The following is a 16,671-nucleotide window of genomic DNA, read 5'->3' as shown; positions in this document are numbered from 1 at the left end:
GCTCGGTTTAATATATGTTTCTCTAACAGCTATTTTTACTAACTCCTGCGTTAAATCATCTTGCAATAGACTAGCTATTGACGCGAAATTTGCCTTGAATTAAGTAAAACTATCAAGTTAGAGACTTGTTAATAATGTCTATAATTACATTCGATAAGTTAAATATCTCTTAAACCGCATTCAGATTAAATAATCATATGGTCTCACTACGTTATATGAGACAATTTAGTCTGTAATAACTACCACTTGGCTTTTTATGAAACTTTTAGTCCGTAACTTATCCCGCTCAACAACCGAACAAGAAATTCGTATTTTATTTTCTGCTCATGGCGCAGTCACTGAATGTAACTTAGTACTCGATCAAGAAACCAGTAAATCTAAAGGCTTCGCGTTTGTTGAAATGCCAAATGAAACTGAAGCAAACAAAGCAATATCGGCACTACATGAAACCAGAGTTGCCAAAAACAGAATTAGAGTAAAGATCGCACAAAACTAGTTGCGAAAATACTTTATCCGAAAAAAAAGGTTGGCTACATAGCGATTAAATAGCGAAAACCAACCTTTCTCCTATGCACCACACATCAAATTTACTTTGATAGCTCTCTTTCAAGACCGCTTTTTACTAAAGAGAGAAACTCCCTAAGTTTATCTTCGTCGGCATAAATAAATTCGTGAATATCAGTTAGCTTTTGTGTCGGAGTTTCAAGCTCTGCAGAGATATGTTCAATAAGTACATCGATAAAGCCTCTTTGTCGCGACAGCATTTTTTTTACCACACCATCCACACTTTTTGACGGCTCTTGCGCATAAATAACGCTATATAATGGCAGCGTTATTGGCATTAACCATCGGTCGTGTATTCTTCCGTGCTCATTTTCTGTGTATTGACAAGGACAACTCTCACAAGATAAAAACCTAATATCACTTACATCCTCAGGGGTTACATCTTTTAGGGCACCATTACATCTCAAGCATTTACTATTCATTATATTCCTTGGTATAACACTGATATACGTTGATAATATTCGTTATAATTCATTTTCTAGCAAGAAAGCATTGATGGCAGCAATGATATCTTCTTCCTCTAAAATTAGCGCTTTATCTTTAAAAACTTGCCTACCTAATTTTTCATATGCTAAAACTGCCTGCAAACTAGCAGAAATATTAGTCTGTTGTGATGTTTTCATAACATCCAAATACAAGCTAGAAAAACGTTTATCATGTGACTGACCTAACGCGAAGATAGCAGCAGGCAATAAGCCATCTGAGGTATTAATCTTATTAGCAATATAAGAAGAAACCGCCATTAGTACTTCTTCAACAGAAGACTCTGTTACTTTAGCATTATGTAACCTGAACTCTATATAATCGTCATAAACTCCCCTTTCTCTTTCAAAGAGGAATCCAGCTTCTTCTAGATATTTATCATCTATAGTCATCATAACGCTTTCTGGTGTCTTTCATGATTAAGCTTTGTTAATCATAATTTTGCCCACTGCCTTTTTACTCCAATCATATGAAAAATGCCGAACGCTAAACAAATTAACGAGCTCCATAACCAAAATTCAGGGCCTTGTTCCATTGTTGAATTAATTAAAGCCAGGCCAACAAGGCCACGGATAAGGTAAATTGAAGTGATTAAAATTAGCGCCAAGCGTAATAAAGGCAAACGAAATATAATACCTGCGGCCGAAAAGGCATACAAGGACCAAATGGATAGCACTACAACAATGCCAGAAGTGATGAGGGTTGGCTGAGAGCTACCCTGCTCGGCCATTAATGCCATCTGCTCTCCTGCTCCAAAGAAGCGATACCAAGGTGCGCCAAAATATATACAGCCAAGGTGTAAAATAGCGGCAATAGCACTTAACGCGCCTGAAATTATGAGATAGATATTCATAGTGTATTAAATTTCCGTTAATCAAATACTGTCTTGTTCCTGTGCTCACTAATTGTGGGTAACATCGGTAGCGCCATGTTAACAGGCAAAAATATTGGTTAAAATAAGCGACGGTTGAGCAAAAAACAACTGCGTTCTGCTCTGCTTGAATTACTTGTTAGCGATACATTGCACTACAGCATACCCCGATTGCAATAAGTAGCCTTTTCAAAGTCACTAATATTAATTGCAATATTCGGAATATGTGGAAACAAAGCAACCAGTTTAGTTACTACCTGTTGTGATAAATTTGCTTTTTGCTCGGTTGTCCTTCCTTGCATGATATGAGCGAAAACATGGATAAAATCTTCACGTTTATTACCTACTGAATATTTTTTAAATGGATTCAATCTTACTTTTATTTCAGCTTCATCAAATAGCCCTGATGAGTTAGCTGCAAGGTGAATTTGTTCAATGAGATATTCTTCATCGTGGGTTTTAAAGACGCTCTCAGAGCAGTCCATTACAAAATGTGGCATTTATTCTCCTAATGATGATTTGTATTGCTAACATTTTACTAAGTGATAATAAGCTTGGCCATAATAATGAAGTATTGGCCAACTGTTATTTTTTCGTTAAAGCAACTTGTTATACGGTTTTTACTACCAAACTTTTTGATTGATTTAGAATAGCTATCGAGAATACAATCTCTGTTACTCCACCAATAAACGCGCCGATGACAAAATTTGCTCCAAGTAAAAGGCACGACATCCCAGAAAACATTAATATCACTCCTAATAACCAATAAATTTTTGCACCGTATAAAGTGTTAAAAATTAAGTAACGTACGCCAATAATCATTAGCATTATTGGATAAAACCATTCTACTTGCAGTTTTGCTACGGAAAAGGCTAAAAATAAACCAACAAATAAGATAATTGTATTTTCTAAAGCAAGTTTACTTAAAGGGTTTTTAGGATCATGACTTCCGGGCGTTTAAGTAATTTTGATAACAACATAGCTAATGGGTGTATAACACTCCACCAAAGAAAAGAGTCAGCATACTCGATAGGTTTGAATATTGCAGTGCAACCAAACCGGCTGCACACCAAATTAAGCCAGAAACTACAACTCCTGTTCCGCCACCAAAATAAGATAAATTCATGTCTTGTTGTGCATCTTCAAACTTCATGGATACTCCTTAATTCTGAACTGTATCCCCAAATATAAACGGGCAGAAATTGTTGACAAAAATAGCGAAAAAGAAGCAAAAAGCCAACTCAAGTTTGTTTTGATTTAACAACTTGCTATATACAAATTGCAGATAATTCTGACTTGTCTTTATCTATTCGTTGATATGTAGACTCTTCAAGCTCTTGTAGCTGTCGGTCAGCAACTGCCGTTTGCACAGGTTTAGCCATGTTCATAATAACAATACGCGCTTTGATTGAATTACACAAAAGTGCTTTAGCTTTGTCTACCTCATCTTGATTAATATGAGTTATAGCCGCTTGCATTTCCTTAGCGCCGGCCCATATTTGATTAACAGCAGGGGTTGCGCTAAATGCTAAACCTATATAGCTGCCAGAGAAAAAGCCTGCGACGAAAACGCATAATGAGAATAATGAAAACACGATTTTAGATTTCACGACAAGTTCCTTTTGTAAATAACGCCTTGCAAAAGAGGCGACTAATTGTTGGCAAAAGTGTTGAGGAGCAAAACAGCCAACTGTTTTTTGTCCTTATTAATTACCTATTATACGTCTACATTGTATTTTAAATCGTTAACTTCATCACCAGTAATACCGCGAAAACCCCAGCAATGTTTGGGTTGCTCTTTGATTGTTATTTCAACATCCACAAGTAAGATATTTAACTCTAACTCTATTGTAGAAAATAGCGACTTAATTAATGCTTTCTTAGTTTCGATTTGACGGCCTTCCATCATATTTATTTCAATAACGGTATAATTATCAGAGCGGCCACCCGGATAATAAAAATCCGATTTATCCAATGGAATAAATCGATGCGCCCGCTTATCATCAGGCATCCCTAGTACAGATTGCATAGACTTATGAATGACATCTGAAAGTTGGGACTTAATGGGATTGAGCTTTTCTTTGATTCCATAGACGACGATCATGTTGAAACTTCCCTAAACTTAGACGCCTACTAAGAGGCAAAAAATATGTTGACTAAATTAACGACTTTCAAGCAACTTGTTAGCCCTTATGTTTACCTATTAATTTATTAAGCTCTTCACTATCAGAGAAGTTTGTTACTTTGAGAATGACTTTATTATTTTTTATCAATAGCAGTGTTGGTAAATCATTAACAGAATATTGATGAAATAAACTATTACTCATATCTATATCAATAGAATGATTGATTGAATATTTTTTCTTATAGTCATTCAAATCTTTATTTCCCGTCCAAAGCCTTGAAACAATACCGTTCCAAATAATATCAGGATATGTTGCAGAGAGAGTATTTACATTGTGTTGTGCAGAAACACAGTTGTTAGATCTTTGTGGACGACTTTCTTTTAGGTACCAATCGCACCATGTCGCAGTAAAAAATAAAGCGTGAATTTTGTCATCATTAAGATCAATTTTGAGATTAGGTTCATTTTCAGATAACGAGTCAGTATTTAGTAGGTCTACTGGCTTAGATTGGGATATTAAAGCAAGTTTATTATCAAGAGATTCGTTCGCTTTATGGCCTCTATGAATTAAATTAAGATTGCGATCGAAGAGTAAATGGTACGGTGTACCAATAAACCTAAACGCTTGAGCTAAATCCCCACTTTCATCAATTGCCATCGGCATGGTTAGCCCAAACTCTTTGACTGTAGCCTCAATAGCTTTTATATCATCGTTAATCCCAATATTTATGCCAATAACTTCAACATAATCACCATATTCATTTTTAATGTGTTCAAAGTGTGGCATCTCCTTTCGACAAGGTTGGCACCAAGTTGCCCAAAACTTTATATATACAGCTTTTTTGCCTTCATATTCTAAAAGCGAAGTGCTTTCACCCGATATAAGGTTTATTGGTATATTTAATAATTTCTCAGGTAAATTTGTAGCATTCACCTGAAATGAAAACATGAATAATATAATAAATATTTTATAGAACTTTATCATAAACTGACTCTTAATTTGATTGAAAGCCTAACGTCGTTATAATCAAACGTAACCTAGTTAGGCATTTATTGAATGAACCTTTGCGTATAGATATGCAGGTAAAGCACAACTTAACCCTATTGTTAAATTTAAAATGATAAACAAATAGGGTTTAGGGTTATTTGAGTCTTTTGACTCAACAAACATAAACAACCAAAAAACAAAGGATGTAAAAAGTAAATCCGCGCTAAAACCACCAGCGGCACCATTTACAAATAATGACTCAACAAATAAAGGTATGTTTAGCCCTTCAATTTGAATAAATTGAAAGAAGAACAAATAGGGAATTATGCCACCTAAAATAGCTAAAAGTAGATATATATTTTTCATACCGTGATACTCCTCCTTGAATGCTAACACCCCGCTCAGGGGTAAATAGTAGCTAACTATAGTGTCTACCAAAATTGTACAATTTCATAGCGGAGCCAGCCAACTGTAATTTGTCTCGCTTTAACAGCTTATTATATGCATCTATAACCCAGCTTGAACCATTTCTTTAACTTTATGAGCTTTCACAAAATGATCTAATTCATGGGTTTGAATCCACCAAGTGGCGGCTTCCATAAGTAAAACAGGGTTATCATTTTTATTTGCGAAAAACGCATAGAATGACAAGCCAACATTATCACCTTTACTTAAGATTTTTTTATCACAAACCTCAATGATTTTAGCTCTTAACTCTTCTCTCATTATTCACTCTAAACTCTAAATATTCACAAAACCCTAAAGGCATATAAAGCCCAAGTAAGGGGCTGATAATTGTTTGCTAAAATGTGTAGCGAAGCGAAACCAAGTAAACTGTTAGCAGTCCCACTTTAAATTATTATTAGGCTTTTTGAGCAACAACCTTTTTAAAAACAAAGAATATTATTAATAAATACACAATAGTAGCGACATGCTTAACAACGACTTTAAAAGGTGCTTGAGCTTCATATGCAAGTAGCCCGTCAGTAATTGGCATAACAACAGCAAATAGTGCGCCCCACATTAAAACAACATGATTTCGAGTATATAAGAGATAAGCAAAAATTAAGGTAATAAAAATAGTACGTGAACCATATATTTTCACCCAATCAGCATCCATATCAGAAAAAAGTTCAGTGCCTCTTACTGTAGAAAATCCGGCAGGATCAACGAACGAAAATGTACCATAAAATCCCTGTAGCAACACTATAAGTGAAACTAATACAAAACCTACTTTTTCTAATTTAGTAATTCTATTCGTCATAATATCTATTTTCACCTGAATTATAAAAAAGCCTAACGTCCTAATAACGGGTTAAAATATTGGGGAACGAAAATGGAAAACTGCTTTTTTCTTATTAATTAGCGTGTTAGCCGTATTTAGCTCTGTAGAATAAATCTACGCAAATCTCGCTCTTGCCGCATTACATGTAAAATATAAACTTTGTCACTATCAACTTTATAGAAAATTCGACAGGGATTAACATTAACTTCGCGATAATTTAAGTTAGCTAACTCCTGTGGCTTTTTACCAGATTCAGGATGACTTTCTAACCTTGAAATTTTATTGAATACTTTTTGAACCAACTTTTTAGCCGCAGGAATATTACTTAAAGCAATGTATTCAGCTATGTCATTTAAATCATCAATGGCTGGTGATGTCCATATTACTTCAGCCATTTACCCATTTTCTCTTTTGCATCTTGATTTGAAAATGTATTACCATTATTAATTGCTTGCTCACCGCGTGCTACGCCTTCAAGAATAGCCATTCGCTGTTGCATGAACTCATAATCATCAACATCAACTAAATAAGCAGATGGTTGACCATGCTCAGTAATTAACACTGGTTCTTTGGAAATATGGAGATCAGCCAATATTTTAGTCGCTTGGCGTTTAAGTGTTGTTACGAGTTCAACTCTCATGTAAAACCTATTTAGAATAAAATAATGTATCACTATAGTATCACATGGACTCGAGGTTACAACTATAGAAGCTGTCCACTAATTGTGGGTAACACTGCAACATAAGGCCCTAATAATGACTTATTGTAATTCAAATTAATACTGTAATATCAACACACTAAACTAAAACCTAGGTACTAACTCACTCTTGTTATAGCGGGTATGTAGCAGCTTAATTTAAAAATTAATCACTTAAACATTATCACTAAAATATAGTCAACACTAAGGCGTAACTCCACCATCAGTAATTTCCCAGTCATAAGTGTTAGTTAAAATATCCCTCGCTGCTTGTGCGCTTGGTGAATATTGGCTATTACCACCATTAAACTCAACGGAATTCTGGAGTAACTGGTTACTCCAGCCTCCAAGTAAGGCATCATAATTTTCAGTAGGAAGTTCCACCTCATAAAACATTGCCCACATATCTGTGACCGAGCTAACATCCCATGCACTAAGGTCTTGATTAAAGTTCTCGGCACCTCTAAACATAGCTGACATATCTGTTACCGAACTAACATCCCAAGCGCTAATATCTTGATTGAAAGGTTGATAAATAACATAGTCGTATTCAACGTACTCATCAAAGCCATTACTAAACATCCCTGCCATATTTGTGACTGAACTAACATCCCATGCACTAAGGTCTTGATTAAACCTATTAGAAGCAGCAAACATAAATGACATATCCGTTACTGAACTAACATCCCATGCATTAATATCTGTATTAAAACTATAGGCATAGCTAAACATCCCTCTCATATTCGTTACTGAGCTAACATCCCAATCGTTAAGGTTTTGATTAAACAAATGGGCATCGTTAAACATATTTTCCATATTTGTTACCGAACTAACATCCCAAGCGCTAATATCTTGGTTGAAACGAACGCCAGAAAACATACCTTTCATATTCGTTACCGAACTAACATCCCAAGCACTGATATCTTGGTTGAATATCATATTACCAGAGAAAGTGTCATGATCACCTATCTCAAATTGCCTATGAAAATCATCAGAAAACATCCATGACATATCTGTTACCGAGCTCACATCCCAAGCGCTGATATCCCGATTAAAGCTAAAGGAAAATCTAAACATTTCGGACATATTTGTTACTGAGCTAACATCCCAAGTGCTAATGTCTTGATTAAAGGTTTCGGCAAGTCTAAACATCCCTGACATATTTGTTACTGAGCTAACATCCCAAGAGCTAATGTCTTGGTTAAAGGTTTCAGTGTGAGCAAACATATACGACATATCTGTAACCGAGCTAACATCCCAAGCACTAATATCGCCATTGAAACTAGTCTCAAAGCTGAACATCCCTGACATATTTGTTACTGAGCTAACATCCCAAGAGCTAATGTCTTGGTTAAAGGTTTCAGTGCTAGAAAACATATACGACATATCTGTAACCGAGCTAACATCCCAAGCACTAATATCTTGATTAAATGTTTCTGTGCTAGAAAACATGTATGACATATCTGTAACCGAGCTAACATCCCAAGCACTAATATCTTGGTTAAAAGCAAGTGTCTCAGCAAACATCCCTGACATATTGGTTACTGAGCTAACATCCCAAGTACCAATATCTTGATTAAATCCCACCCAATCACGAGCACTTGAACTCCAGGCCCCGGTTTCAAAAAACATATATGACATATTCGCTACCGAGCTAACATCCCAAGCACTAACATCTTGATTAAATGCTCCTGTGCTAGAAAACATGTATGACATATCTGTTACTAATCTGAGGTTAGGAGCATCATCGGTGTTGAATATGAGATTCCTGCAAAAGCTGAATGCCTTATGCAACGATAATAAGACTCCATCTCCCCATTGTTCCACGCTTAGTAATTTACCAGCATCTACATCCCCCCTTTGCTGATACCTAGAATAATAAGCAGAAGTCGCCTCAAAGTAGAGCTGTGGAAATGAACCACTGATAGTTACGATATATGTCCCTGCCATATTATAAGTATGGGTATAATCGCCAGTTAGATTTTCATCTGTTGTACCATCGCCCCAATCAACATGATAATCATATTCTGCTGCAAAGGCAGGATTGGTGGTAATGGTAATTTCATTATCAGCGCTAACACCTATATTGTCGGTTTTCCATGTGGTAATAAAAGGTTTAGGGGTAACAACTTCAACAGTTCGTATTAGAATAGAGGTATTGCCGGCAATATCAGTAGCACTGTAAGTTAGTTCATAACGCCCTACATTATCATAATCAACCGTGCCTGAAGGCGCGTTAACTATTACTTCGCCATCAATATTGTCAATAGCGCTAGCACCTAACTCTTTATAGACACGGCCTTCCCCTAAAGTAACGTTACTCTCACCAATTAAGGTGATAATAGGGGCAACCAAATCTATTACATTAACGGTTCGTTCAATACTACTGTTATTACCCGCGGCATCGGTTGCCGTATAAGTAATGGTAAAACTGCCAATCACATCAACCGCCACACTACCGCTAGTAATAACCGTTACTGAGCCATCAATATTATCTGTGGCGATAGCGCCTAAGTCGGCATATGCATCACCATAGATATGGTCAATGATAGCTTCGCCATTTAAAGTGATAACCGGGGGAGTAGTGTCTGGCGGCTCTATTACGGTAACGGTTCGAGTAATACTGCTAGTATTGCCCGCGCTATCGGTAGCGACATAGGTAATGGTGTAATCACCTAATGTTCCAGTATCCACAGTACCTGAAATAAGAGCCGAAACAGAGCCATCTATATTGTCCGTTGCACTTGCACCAAACTCATCATAAGCTTCATCAAGAAATAAACTAATTGTACTCTCGCCAACAAGGGTGATAACTGGAGGAGTGGTGTCTGGTTGAGAAGGGTCATTACTACCTCCACAGGCTGTAAGCAGCCCCCATAAAAACAAGGCAAGTAGTTTCGTGTTTTTTTGTCGTGTTAATATCATTGTTCTTAGTTCCTTTAAGATAAGCATGATAGTGAAAATATAAAACTGGTGTGTTTTAGTTTAAAACTATTCCCTTATTGAGCTATTTAACTATCACAGAAAAACAACTTTATAATAGTTTTGTTTATCAGTACAGTTATTTACAGAACTCCAAGTTAAAGCAAACTTCGTTTGCTCTTTCTAAGCGCCAACTGAAAAATCGAGTGACAATAACTTCCCCTTTAAAGAGTAATCCTTTGACTGTTTGAATGATGTTCCCGTCATAAAAGCCGACCTTACATTCACCTGTGTCATTGTTAAAGGTGGCATCATAAGAGAGCTTGATGGGTTGCTCTTTACGGGGTGCAAAAACACCGCCCATCGCATTAATAAAATCGTGCCATTTGCTTTCATCGGCGGCTTTTCGTGCTTGCTCGATAATGGTATCTACACCAAGTTTTTGTTTTAACCGCCTTAATTCACGCCAAACGGAGACGCTAGCCCCACCAATTTGTTGAAACTGACGAATACACCAACAAGACGCCCAAGCATCGACACGTTGTGCTGCGGTGATAGGGTCTTCACCGTAAACACCTTTGTCGAGTCCTTCACCATCAATGTTCTTTGAAACGTATTTAGCAATGTAACCTGTTGCACTGCCTTTTTTCGGGTCAATGAGTTTAAAGTCACAGCGGTTTTCAATTGCACCTTTTTCATCTCCGTCTTCTTCAAGTGAGTAATGGCTAATTACGTGTTTTACGTCATTAATTTGATGCTTTTCTGTAAAGAGTAAAATATGCCAATGGGGTGTACCGTCATGTTGTGGCTCTGCTACTCTAAACCCATAAGGTTTAATGCCTTTTCTGCTCCACTCAGCGCGAATGCGTGACCAAAGACTACACAGGTACTGATTAGCTTGATAAGGAGTAAACCCTTGGTATTTTGGGTTAGGTTGCCCAGATTTAGAAAACACGGCATGATATTTTGATGGACAGGTAATCGTAATAAAAATACCTTGATGGTTATGTGCCTTTGATAACTCTTCAAAACCGCGCATACGTACCATAAGCTCGGCTTTTCTAACCGCAGGGTTGGAGACATTTAAATCTGATAGCTCTTTGAGAGAGAATTGCTGACCGACATCATTAATGACCGTCATTGAACTGAGCATTTGCTCGTTTCTAAGCTTTTGTTGTTTGCGCTTTTTAACGGTTAAATCACTGGCGTAAATCTGTTTGTATTTATTGACTAGATTTAATTCAATGGCGGCTTGCTCATACGCTTGGTTGAATAGTTTACGTAATCGTCGCATCCACCAATTTTTATCAAGCATACGTTTTATTGCGCCTAACTCGGTAGCCCCTTGCTCAGTAATGCTAATGGGCTTAAGACGATAAGTAGCAGCATACTCAGTCAGTAATTGATAAATCTGTGTGCTGTTTGATTGGCATATGGCCGTTAATGGCTCAAGGCTAGCTTTAGCTTTAGCTTTAGCTTTAGCTTTAGCTTTAGCTTTAGCTTTAGCTTTAGCAGAAATTTTACCACTAACATTATGGTGTAATGCTATTCGTCTACATCGATTAGCGCGCGCTTTAGCAATGCTTCTGACTTCTTCATCATCAACCGTTAAGGCATGGCGTAATTTTTCAGGTAATAAACTCACCACTTTGTTGGTGGTATTGAGAATATAAAGATTACGCTCACGTCTGACGTTTAACTTAAAGGCATTGTTTAAGATAATGCGTTTAATCGGGTCAGGTACTTTGCTTAATTGCTCAAAGATAAACTCCACATCCGCTCTATCTGCCGCACAATCATGACGATTTACTGTTAAAAAAGGATAATCCCTAAACACAGGAAGTGACTTGTATAGCGTTAATTCCACAGCCTTATTTTGAGCAGTCATGTTTATACTCCTCAAAAGCTTTTTTGCCTAGCTCGGTAATACGAACACGCCAGTAACTTGTTCTGTGTATCTCTGTCAGCTCTTTTTGTAAAAAACCTCTCACAAGTAATGATTGAATCTTACCTTTTTTAATAATGATACCTGAGGCTTCAGAAGGAAAAAGTCTGCCTTCTTGATTACAGATATCGTTACAAACATCAATGTAGTGCCCCATTGAAAACCATCTTAGGCTAAAGGCTAAATTTGAAGATAAATCACTCATATTAAAACCCCACTTCCATTAAGTGAGATTGCTTAGCAAAACTGTCGAGCCAATTATCTAAATCTTCAATGAGGTATCTGACCGAGCGGCCAATTTTGATGAACTTAGGTGCAGGGGTTCTATTATCTCGATTGCCCTCCATTCTTGATTGACGAAGAAAAGAGCGACTCATGCCAATATACTTGGCAGTCTCTATTTCGGTTAATGCACGTTTCACAACGGTCATTGAATTGTTCATGGGTAATTCCTGTTTTTAAGAAGCGTATGTTTTGTTGATGTAGCTTCACAGCTATCTCAACGCTTTTTACGTTATAGCAATAGATTTGAAATGGATTCAAGTGAAATTTGAAGTTGATTTAAAGTTATTTGAAGTTCACTTGATGTTGAAAATGGCTGGAAACCACGTCCTTATTGGTTAACTTCAAAATTCAGTGTGCCGATATTTTAGGTTCGAAATTATAGTAAAAACAGTTAATCGCGCTCAACACTACGGTTTTACTGGTTTTGTTTGAAGTTGACCTACTTTACAACATCAAATGATTTGATGTTGTAAATTCGCTGTAAACCAAGTCCTGACTGGTTAACTTCAAAATTCAGTGTGCCGATATTTTAGGTTTGAAATCATAGTAAAAACAGTTAATCACGCTCAACACTATGTGTTTACTGGTTTTGTTTGAAGTTGGTCTACTTTATAACTTCAAATGATTTGATGTTGTAAATCCTCTGAAGACCACGTACTTACTGGTTAACTTCAAAATAGCTAGCTTTGTTTGAGTTATATAAAGCAACTTTTCGTTATAAAACTCAATATTCACACTTTGTGCGATTTGCTGACGTAAGCTACTAGTTTTTCTTTAGGTCAACTGATAGCCAAAAGCTGACATTTTTTCCTGAATTTGAAAGGCTAACGACTACCACAAAACGGTCTAAATCTATTCCCTGAAATCACACAATATTAAGGGTACTCTCGAAACATCAGCAGACATAAATATTTTAAAGCCTATCCAAGTTTTGATAAGGCTTACTGGCTATGTAGGTGGCTTTTGTTGTGTATATTAGGATATAGGAAGTATATGAAAAAGTGCGTTCACAAGGTTGTTTGGTAGCAGATATTTAGACTTTTAATCACCTATATCTTTTAAAGGTTCGATATATTTGTGTAAACCTTTTACTTGAATGTCGATGCAATCCAAATCTCCATTACTGATAACGGGAGACCAAATTAATCTATATTCACTTTGTCCCCCGTAACTTTTCTCTCCTTTTAAAAAACAGGTAGGAAGAGCTCCAGCCTTATCTGCGACGTTTAATCCTGAGTCATCCTTATAATAATGAACTAATCCATGACCTCCATTACAAGGGGCAATCTTTAATGATAAGGCATTATTTATCTCGGTCGAAAACATTGCAAAGTTGGTAACCCGATAACAAGAATTATAGCCTTCTTCCCTATACCATTCTTCATGGGTGCTGATTTTATAACCTTTTGCCAAAGAGAAATTATAAAAATCGGGCTCTGTGATGGTCAGCCCTCCCTCTTCGATAAACACATTACCAATATGATAATTCTCACTATTACCCAAAGGAGCAATAAGCCCCCTAAGAGCAGGGTAATTTGCTAAGTTACCGGATTGTAATTTTTTAATTTTCCCGTGATATTTAACCTGCCTTTCCTCTGTATCTTTAACTTTAGAACCATGCTCATCAGCCGCATAATATGTTCCTGTACCAATACGAATTATATCTTTTTCCAGCAGTAGGTCTAAATGTTCCCGCTTTAAGAACTTATATAAGTCACTCATTTAATATCCTTTTAATATATCACTCCAAAAGAGTATGCCCCTAAATATTCCAATTTAATAGCCTTTTAGATATTAAGGTATTTGGCACTAGTGCAATTTAAGCCGATATTATAGCGGTGAATTCTAGTCCCCCCTACTAGAAGCTAACCTTAGAAATTATGATTTTTGTTGATGAAAAGGGTCAGGTTTGTGGTACTAGTTAACATTCATAGATCACGTCACTTTAGGTGGTAACAGAGTGTACTTTGAAACACGCTGAGATCCTTAACCAATCAAATTGACTGCAGCCGCTTTGTGTTCAGGTGCTAAATGAGCATACCGTAAAGTCATTTTTAAATCGCTATGACCTAGTAACTCTCTAACTGTATTTAAATCCACACTCGCCATGACTAGCTTGCTAGCAAAGTGGTGCCTTAAATCGTGAAACCTAAAATTGGTTATCTTGGCTTCATCTAGCATATCGCGCCAAATTGACGGAAAGTCTTTTAATGGTTGATTGTTTTTATCTTTAAACACAAAGCCTGTGGCGTCTGTTATGTTTTGCCATTTTTTAAGGGTATTGAATGCTTCTGTATTTAAGGGGATATGGCGCGTGTTTCCTGATTTAGCATTGAGAAAATCAACCGTCAGCATTTTATTTTCTATATTGATGTGTGACCATTCAAGTGACAATAACTCTCCTTTTCTCATACCTGTATTTATGGCAAGTAACACAATAGGCTCTAAAAAGTTGATAGTGCACTTTTTTAAGCTGGCTCTAAGTCTTATTTCTTCGTCTGTACTGAGGTATCTTACTTTGGAGTTATCTACTTGCAGGTTTTTAACTTTACGTAAATCATGACTATCAATGACTTCCCACTCAACAGCACGGCTTAAACAGCCTTTAATGGTGTTTATTTGCCGATTGGTGGTTGCAGGTTTAACACCTTCCGCTAATCGCTTATTGCGCCATTTTTCAATTTCCCATGCGTTTATGTCTGATAACTGAAAATCCATGAACTTAGGAAAAGAAGATTTAAACGCTTTTATTGTTTTATCGACTGTTTTTGGGTTGCGTGATTTTAACCAAGGGGTGTACTTTTCTTCTAAGAAAGATTGCAGCGTAGAGTATTTAGAATGTTTGGTTTTAATGCGTTCGTTTTTTCGCTGTGATTGAATGTCTACACCTTGAGTCACTTCAGCTATTTTGTTTTTAGCTAAATCTCGGGCTTGTGCAGGAGACAATTGACCATCTATTCCTAAGCGATAATTGGCTTGTTTTCCATTGAGCCGATAAAAGAGATAATAAGTAATTAATCCTTTCGCTGTTATTCGGGCATGGAAACCTGAAATTTCAGAGTCATTTAACCGTTTATCTTCAATCTTAAGATTCTTGATACTGCTTATCGTTATTTTAGTTTTTATAGTCATTGCATTCCCGAATAGTGTAGCACATTTGTAGCTTCGCCATTATGCTACAATGAACAACCAAGAACAATACAAAACAAACACCACAAAAATATAAACAAACATTTTCAACAAGTTAAATAACAAATACGTTCATAACTGTACATTGAGGTTTATGGGTTAACATGATAAAAACACCCTAATAATGGGCAAAAAATTGTTGGCTAAAATGTTGAGGAACGAAAACAGCCAACTATAATTTTGTCCCTGTTAAATGGCTTATAGCTGACTAGATATCCTACTTTTTATTTGAAAGAGCATACCTAATGAGAAATAAACCGACTATGATTTTAAAAGTAACAGATAAATAAAATTCGATTGGCCTAGTATCAGGCGTAATTTGAGTCGTAGACATATTACCTGCTCCAAAGGCATTTGTAGAACCTGAATCCAAATCTAGAATACCGAGTACAAAGAAAAAAGCACCCAAAATAAAAAACCATAATTTGTTCAAATTCACTCCTTGAATTACTTATACTAGAAAGACAGCTAACGCTTAAATAACAGGCTAAGTAATGGTTGGCTAAAATTGTGTAGCGAAGCGAAACGTAGCCAACTGTTAGGCGTCCGACTTGATTGACTTGTTATATTTTTATTTCAGAATCCAATTTCTCACGAATATTTTTGCTATATAATAAGAATTCATTGATAAGTTCTTTTCCTATTTCTTCAGTTTCGACAATATCTTCCTTGCTATATGTTTTAGTTTCCGCATTTATAAATAACTTTAAACCCAATTCATGCAACATCCCCATAGCTTTAATATTTAGGTTTAAGATGTCATTGTTGATGTCATTATTATTAGCTATGAAATAAATTTTTCCGCTTGTTGCATATAAGTTATCCAATTGAACATCCATATTTTTTTTATGCTTTTCCAATGATTCATCAAAGAGTTCGGCATTATGTTCTTTATTGCCATTTAATTTTTCAATACAAAAGTTCAAGCTCATATGTGAATTTAAAAGAACTGCATTAGTATATTGAGATATGGAGAGCAGAAATTCATGCTTATAAACTTCTGAGCGCTTCCATATATGTTCTTTTTTCCATATGTAGAGAGCCCTCAAGGCACATGATGCCGCAATTATTGTGGCTATTGAACTTACCAATGGAGACATACTGTTTATAGCATTAAAGGTAGGTTCATCAACACTAAGTTTGAGCGAGAAATTAGGAGGTATTATCATTCCAAAAATGAACATGAGAAACGACAATAAGATAATTGAAAAATTTTTGTAGAAATTCATTACGACCTTAAAATATAACGCCTTACTAATGGGCGCATAAATGCTTGGCTAAAATAAGCGACGAAGGAGCACAAGCCAAGCGTTTTGC

23 protein-coding genes are annotated in these 16,671 nt (G+C 36.3%); 1 reads left to right on the top strand and 22 read right to left on the bottom strand.

Annotation, left to right across the window (positions count from 1 at the left end):
• Positions 1 to 256 precede the first annotated feature (256 nt).
• Positions 257 to 496 carry an RNA recognition motif domain-containing protein gene (locus AC27IF_RS08830; protein ID WP_487053743.1) on the top strand — a complete coding sequence of 80 codons (240 nt, stop codon included), beginning with the start codon at positions 257 to 259 and terminating at the stop codon, positions 494 to 496.
• 91 nt (positions 497 to 587) lie between these two features.
• Here AC27IF_RS08830 and AC27IF_RS08825 read toward each other — a convergent pair whose 3' ends face one another.
• The 22 genes from AC27IF_RS08825 to AC27IF_RS08720 form a co-directional block, all read right to left on the bottom strand.
• On the bottom strand, positions 588 to 986 hold the full coding sequence (locus tag AC27IF_RS08825) for a hypothetical protein (protein WP_487053741.1): 399 nt from the start codon (positions 984 to 986) through the stop codon (positions 588 to 590).
• Between the two features lie 42 nt (positions 987 to 1,028).
• Positions 1,029 to 1,442 carry a hypothetical protein gene (locus tag AC27IF_RS08820; RefSeq protein WP_487053739.1) on the bottom strand — a complete coding sequence of 138 codons (414 nt, stop codon included), beginning with the start codon at positions 1,440 to 1,442 and terminating at the stop codon, positions 1,029 to 1,031.
• A gap of 38 nt (positions 1,443 to 1,480) precedes the next feature.
• Positions 1,481 to 1,900, bottom strand: coding sequence for a hypothetical protein (locus AC27IF_RS08815; protein WP_487053737.1), 420 nt, complete (start codon positions 1,898 to 1,900; stop codon positions 1,481 to 1,483).
• Positions 1,901 to 2,073: 173 nt separating this feature from the next.
• Positions 2,074 to 2,418: a 5-carboxymethyl-2-hydroxymuconate Delta-isomerase gene (locus AC27IF_RS08810; protein ID WP_487053735.1), complete on the bottom strand. Its 345-nt coding sequence runs from the start codon at positions 2,416 to 2,418 to the stop codon at positions 2,074 to 2,076.
• A 109-nt stretch (positions 2,419 to 2,527) separates the two neighbouring features.
• The gene (locus tag AC27IF_RS08805) at positions 2,528 to 2,815 is read right to left on the bottom strand and encodes a DUF7010 family protein (RefSeq protein ID WP_487054017.1); all 288 of its coding nucleotides are present in this window, start codon (positions 2,813 to 2,815) and stop codon (positions 2,528 to 2,530) included.
• 85 nt (positions 2,816 to 2,900) lie between these two features.
• The gene (locus AC27IF_RS08800) at positions 2,901 to 3,071 is read right to left on the bottom strand and encodes a DUF7010 family protein (RefSeq protein ID WP_487053733.1); all 171 of its coding nucleotides are present in this window, start codon (positions 3,069 to 3,071) and stop codon (positions 2,901 to 2,903) included.
• A gap of 115 nt (positions 3,072 to 3,186) precedes the next feature.
• Positions 3,187 to 3,528 carry a hypothetical protein gene (locus AC27IF_RS08795; protein ID WP_487053731.1) on the bottom strand — a complete coding sequence of 114 codons (342 nt, stop codon included), beginning with the start codon at positions 3,526 to 3,528 and terminating at the stop codon, positions 3,187 to 3,189.
• Positions 3,529 to 3,635: 107 nt separating this feature from the next.
• Positions 3,636 to 4,022 (bottom strand): tautomerase family protein, encoded by a 387-nt coding sequence (locus AC27IF_RS08790; protein ID WP_487053729.1) that lies wholly within the window; start codon positions 4,020 to 4,022, stop codon positions 3,636 to 3,638.
• 79 nt (positions 4,023 to 4,101) lie between these two features.
• Positions 4,102 to 4,992 carry a redoxin domain-containing protein gene (locus AC27IF_RS08785; RefSeq protein WP_487053727.1) on the bottom strand — a complete coding sequence of 297 codons (891 nt, stop codon included), beginning with the start codon at positions 4,990 to 4,992 and terminating at the stop codon, positions 4,102 to 4,104.
• A 93-nt stretch (positions 4,993 to 5,085) separates the two neighbouring features.
• Positions 5,086 to 5,397, bottom strand: a complete 312-nt coding sequence (locus tag AC27IF_RS08780; RefSeq protein WP_487053726.1) for a DUF2834 domain-containing protein — start codon at positions 5,395 to 5,397, stop codon at positions 5,086 to 5,088.
• Between the two features lie 141 nt (positions 5,398 to 5,538).
• Positions 5,539 to 5,757, bottom strand: a complete 219-nt coding sequence (locus tag AC27IF_RS08775; RefSeq protein ID WP_487053725.1) for a DUF6500 family protein — start codon at positions 5,755 to 5,757, stop codon at positions 5,539 to 5,541.
• Between the two features lie 136 nt (positions 5,758 to 5,893).
• Positions 5,894 to 6,295: a DUF4267 domain-containing protein gene (locus AC27IF_RS08770; RefSeq protein WP_487053724.1), complete on the bottom strand. Its 402-nt coding sequence runs from the start codon at positions 6,293 to 6,295 to the stop codon at positions 5,894 to 5,896.
• A gap of 116 nt (positions 6,296 to 6,411) precedes the next feature.
• The gene (locus tag AC27IF_RS08765; RefSeq protein WP_487053723.1) at positions 6,412 to 6,711 is read right to left on the bottom strand and encodes a type II toxin-antitoxin system RelE/ParE family toxin; all 300 of its coding nucleotides are present in this window, start codon (positions 6,709 to 6,711) and stop codon (positions 6,412 to 6,414) included.
• Positions 6,699 to 6,956 carry a type II toxin-antitoxin system Phd/YefM family antitoxin gene (locus AC27IF_RS08760; protein WP_487053722.1) on the bottom strand — a complete coding sequence of 86 codons (258 nt, stop codon included), beginning with the start codon at positions 6,954 to 6,956 and terminating at the stop codon, positions 6,699 to 6,701. The genes AC27IF_RS08765 and AC27IF_RS08760 overlap by 13 nt, the downstream gene beginning before the upstream one ends.
• Positions 6,957 to 7,217: 261 nt before the next feature.
• A complete protein-coding gene (locus AC27IF_RS08755) occupies positions 7,218 to 9,938 on the bottom strand; it encodes a BspA family leucine-rich repeat surface protein (protein ID WP_487053720.1) in 2,721 nt (906 codons plus the stop codon).
• 136 nt (positions 9,939 to 10,074) lie between these two features.
• Positions 10,075 to 11,823 (bottom strand): replication endonuclease, encoded by a 1,749-nt coding sequence (locus AC27IF_RS08750; protein ID WP_487053718.1) that lies wholly within the window; start codon positions 11,821 to 11,823, stop codon positions 10,075 to 10,077.
• A complete protein-coding gene (locus AC27IF_RS08745) occupies positions 11,807 to 12,085 on the bottom strand; it encodes a hypothetical protein (RefSeq protein ID WP_487053716.1) in 279 nt (92 codons plus the stop codon). The genes AC27IF_RS08750 and AC27IF_RS08745 overlap by 17 nt, the downstream gene beginning before the upstream one ends.
• A gap of 1 nt (position 12,086) precedes the next feature.
• Positions 12,087 to 12,323 carry a helix-turn-helix transcriptional regulator gene (locus AC27IF_RS08740; protein WP_487053714.1) on the bottom strand — a complete coding sequence of 79 codons (237 nt, stop codon included), beginning with the start codon at positions 12,321 to 12,323 and terminating at the stop codon, positions 12,087 to 12,089.
• 883 nt (positions 12,324 to 13,206) lie between these two features.
• Complete coding sequence (locus AC27IF_RS08735; protein WP_487053712.1) at positions 13,207 to 13,887, bottom strand: hypothetical protein; 681 nt, start codon at positions 13,885 to 13,887, stop codon at positions 13,207 to 13,209.
• A gap of 264 nt (positions 13,888 to 14,151) precedes the next feature.
• Positions 14,152 to 15,297, bottom strand: a complete 1,146-nt coding sequence (locus AC27IF_RS08730) for a tyrosine-type recombinase/integrase (RefSeq protein ID WP_487053711.1) — start codon at positions 15,295 to 15,297, stop codon at positions 14,152 to 14,154.
• 274 nt (positions 15,298 to 15,571) lie between these two features.
• Positions 15,572 to 15,787: a hypothetical protein gene (locus AC27IF_RS08725; protein ID WP_487053710.1), complete on the bottom strand. Its 216-nt coding sequence runs from the start codon at positions 15,785 to 15,787 to the stop codon at positions 15,572 to 15,574.
• A 130-nt stretch (positions 15,788 to 15,917) separates the two neighbouring features.
• A complete protein-coding gene (locus tag AC27IF_RS08720) occupies positions 15,918 to 16,538 on the bottom strand; it encodes a hypothetical protein (protein WP_487053708.1) in 621 nt (206 codons plus the stop codon).
• Between the last annotated feature and the right edge of the window lie 133 nt (positions 16,539 to 16,671).

The organism is Colwellia sp. KS18-150 (genome assembly GCF_057551365.1).
Note: the sequence above shows the minus strand (reverse complement) of the source record. Positions and strands in the feature narration are given on the sequence as shown.

Excerpts from the sequence above, each read along its gene's own strand:
- AC27IF_RS08830 (WP_487053743.1), top strand. The coding sequence starts at position 257 with ATGAAACTTTTAGTCCGTAACTTATCCCGCTCAACAACCGAACAAGAA.
- AC27IF_RS08825 (WP_487053741.1), bottom strand. The coding sequence starts at position 986 with ATGAATAGTAAATGCTTGAGATGTAATGGTGCCCTAAAAGATGTAACC.
- AC27IF_RS08820 (WP_487053739.1), bottom strand. The coding sequence starts at position 1,442 with ATGATGACTATAGATGATAAATATCTAGAAGAAGCTGGATTCCTCTTT.
- AC27IF_RS08815 (WP_487053737.1), bottom strand. The coding sequence starts at position 1,900 with ATGAATATCTATCTCATAATTTCAGGCGCGTTAAGTGCTATTGCCGCT.
- AC27IF_RS08810 (WP_487053735.1), bottom strand. The coding sequence starts at position 2,418 with ATGCCACATTTTGTAATGGACTGCTCTGAGAGCGTCTTTAAAACCCAC.
- AC27IF_RS08800 (WP_487053733.1), bottom strand. The coding sequence starts at position 3,071 with ATGAAGTTTGAAGATGCACAACAAGACATGAATTTATCTTATTTTGGT.
- AC27IF_RS08790 (WP_487053729.1), bottom strand. The coding sequence starts at position 4,022 with ATGATCGTCGTCTATGGAATCAAAGAAAAGCTCAATCCCATTAAGTCC.
- AC27IF_RS08785 (WP_487053727.1), bottom strand. The coding sequence starts at position 4,992 with ATGTTTTCATTTCAGGTGAATGCTACAAATTTACCTGAGAAATTATTA.
- AC27IF_RS08780 (WP_487053726.1), bottom strand. The coding sequence starts at position 5,397 with ATGAAAAATATATATCTACTTTTAGCTATTTTAGGTGGCATAATTCCC.
- AC27IF_RS08775 (WP_487053725.1), bottom strand. The coding sequence starts at position 5,757 with ATGAGAGAAGAGTTAAGAGCTAAAATCATTGAGGTTTGTGATAAAAAA.
- AC27IF_RS08770 (WP_487053724.1), bottom strand. The coding sequence starts at position 6,295 with ATGACGAATAGAATTACTAAATTAGAAAAAGTAGGTTTTGTATTAGTT.
- AC27IF_RS08765 (WP_487053723.1), bottom strand. The coding sequence starts at position 6,711 with ATGGCTGAAGTAATATGGACATCACCAGCCATTGATGATTTAAATGAC.
- AC27IF_RS08760 (WP_487053722.1), bottom strand. The coding sequence starts at position 6,956 with ATGAGAGTTGAACTCGTAACAACACTTAAACGCCAAGCGACTAAAATA.
- AC27IF_RS08755 (WP_487053720.1), bottom strand. The coding sequence starts at position 9,938 with ATGATATTAACACGACAAAAAAACACGAAACTACTTGCCTTGTTTTTA.
- AC27IF_RS08750 (WP_487053718.1), bottom strand. The coding sequence starts at position 11,823 with ATGACTGCTCAAAATAAGGCTGTGGAATTAACGCTATACAAGTCACTT.
- AC27IF_RS08745 (WP_487053716.1), bottom strand. The coding sequence starts at position 12,085 with ATGAGTGATTTATCTTCAAATTTAGCCTTTAGCCTAAGATGGTTTTCA.
- AC27IF_RS08740 (WP_487053714.1), bottom strand. The coding sequence starts at position 12,323 with ATGAACAATTCAATGACCGTTGTGAAACGTGCATTAACCGAAATAGAG.
- AC27IF_RS08735 (WP_487053712.1), bottom strand. The coding sequence starts at position 13,887 with ATGAGTGACTTATATAAGTTCTTAAAGCGGGAACATTTAGACCTACTG.
- AC27IF_RS08730 (WP_487053711.1), bottom strand. The coding sequence starts at position 15,297 with ATGACTATAAAAACTAAAATAACGATAAGCAGTATCAAGAATCTTAAG.
- AC27IF_RS08720 (WP_487053708.1), bottom strand. The coding sequence starts at position 16,538 with ATGTTCATTTTTGGAATGATAATACCTCCTAATTTCTCGCTCAAACTT.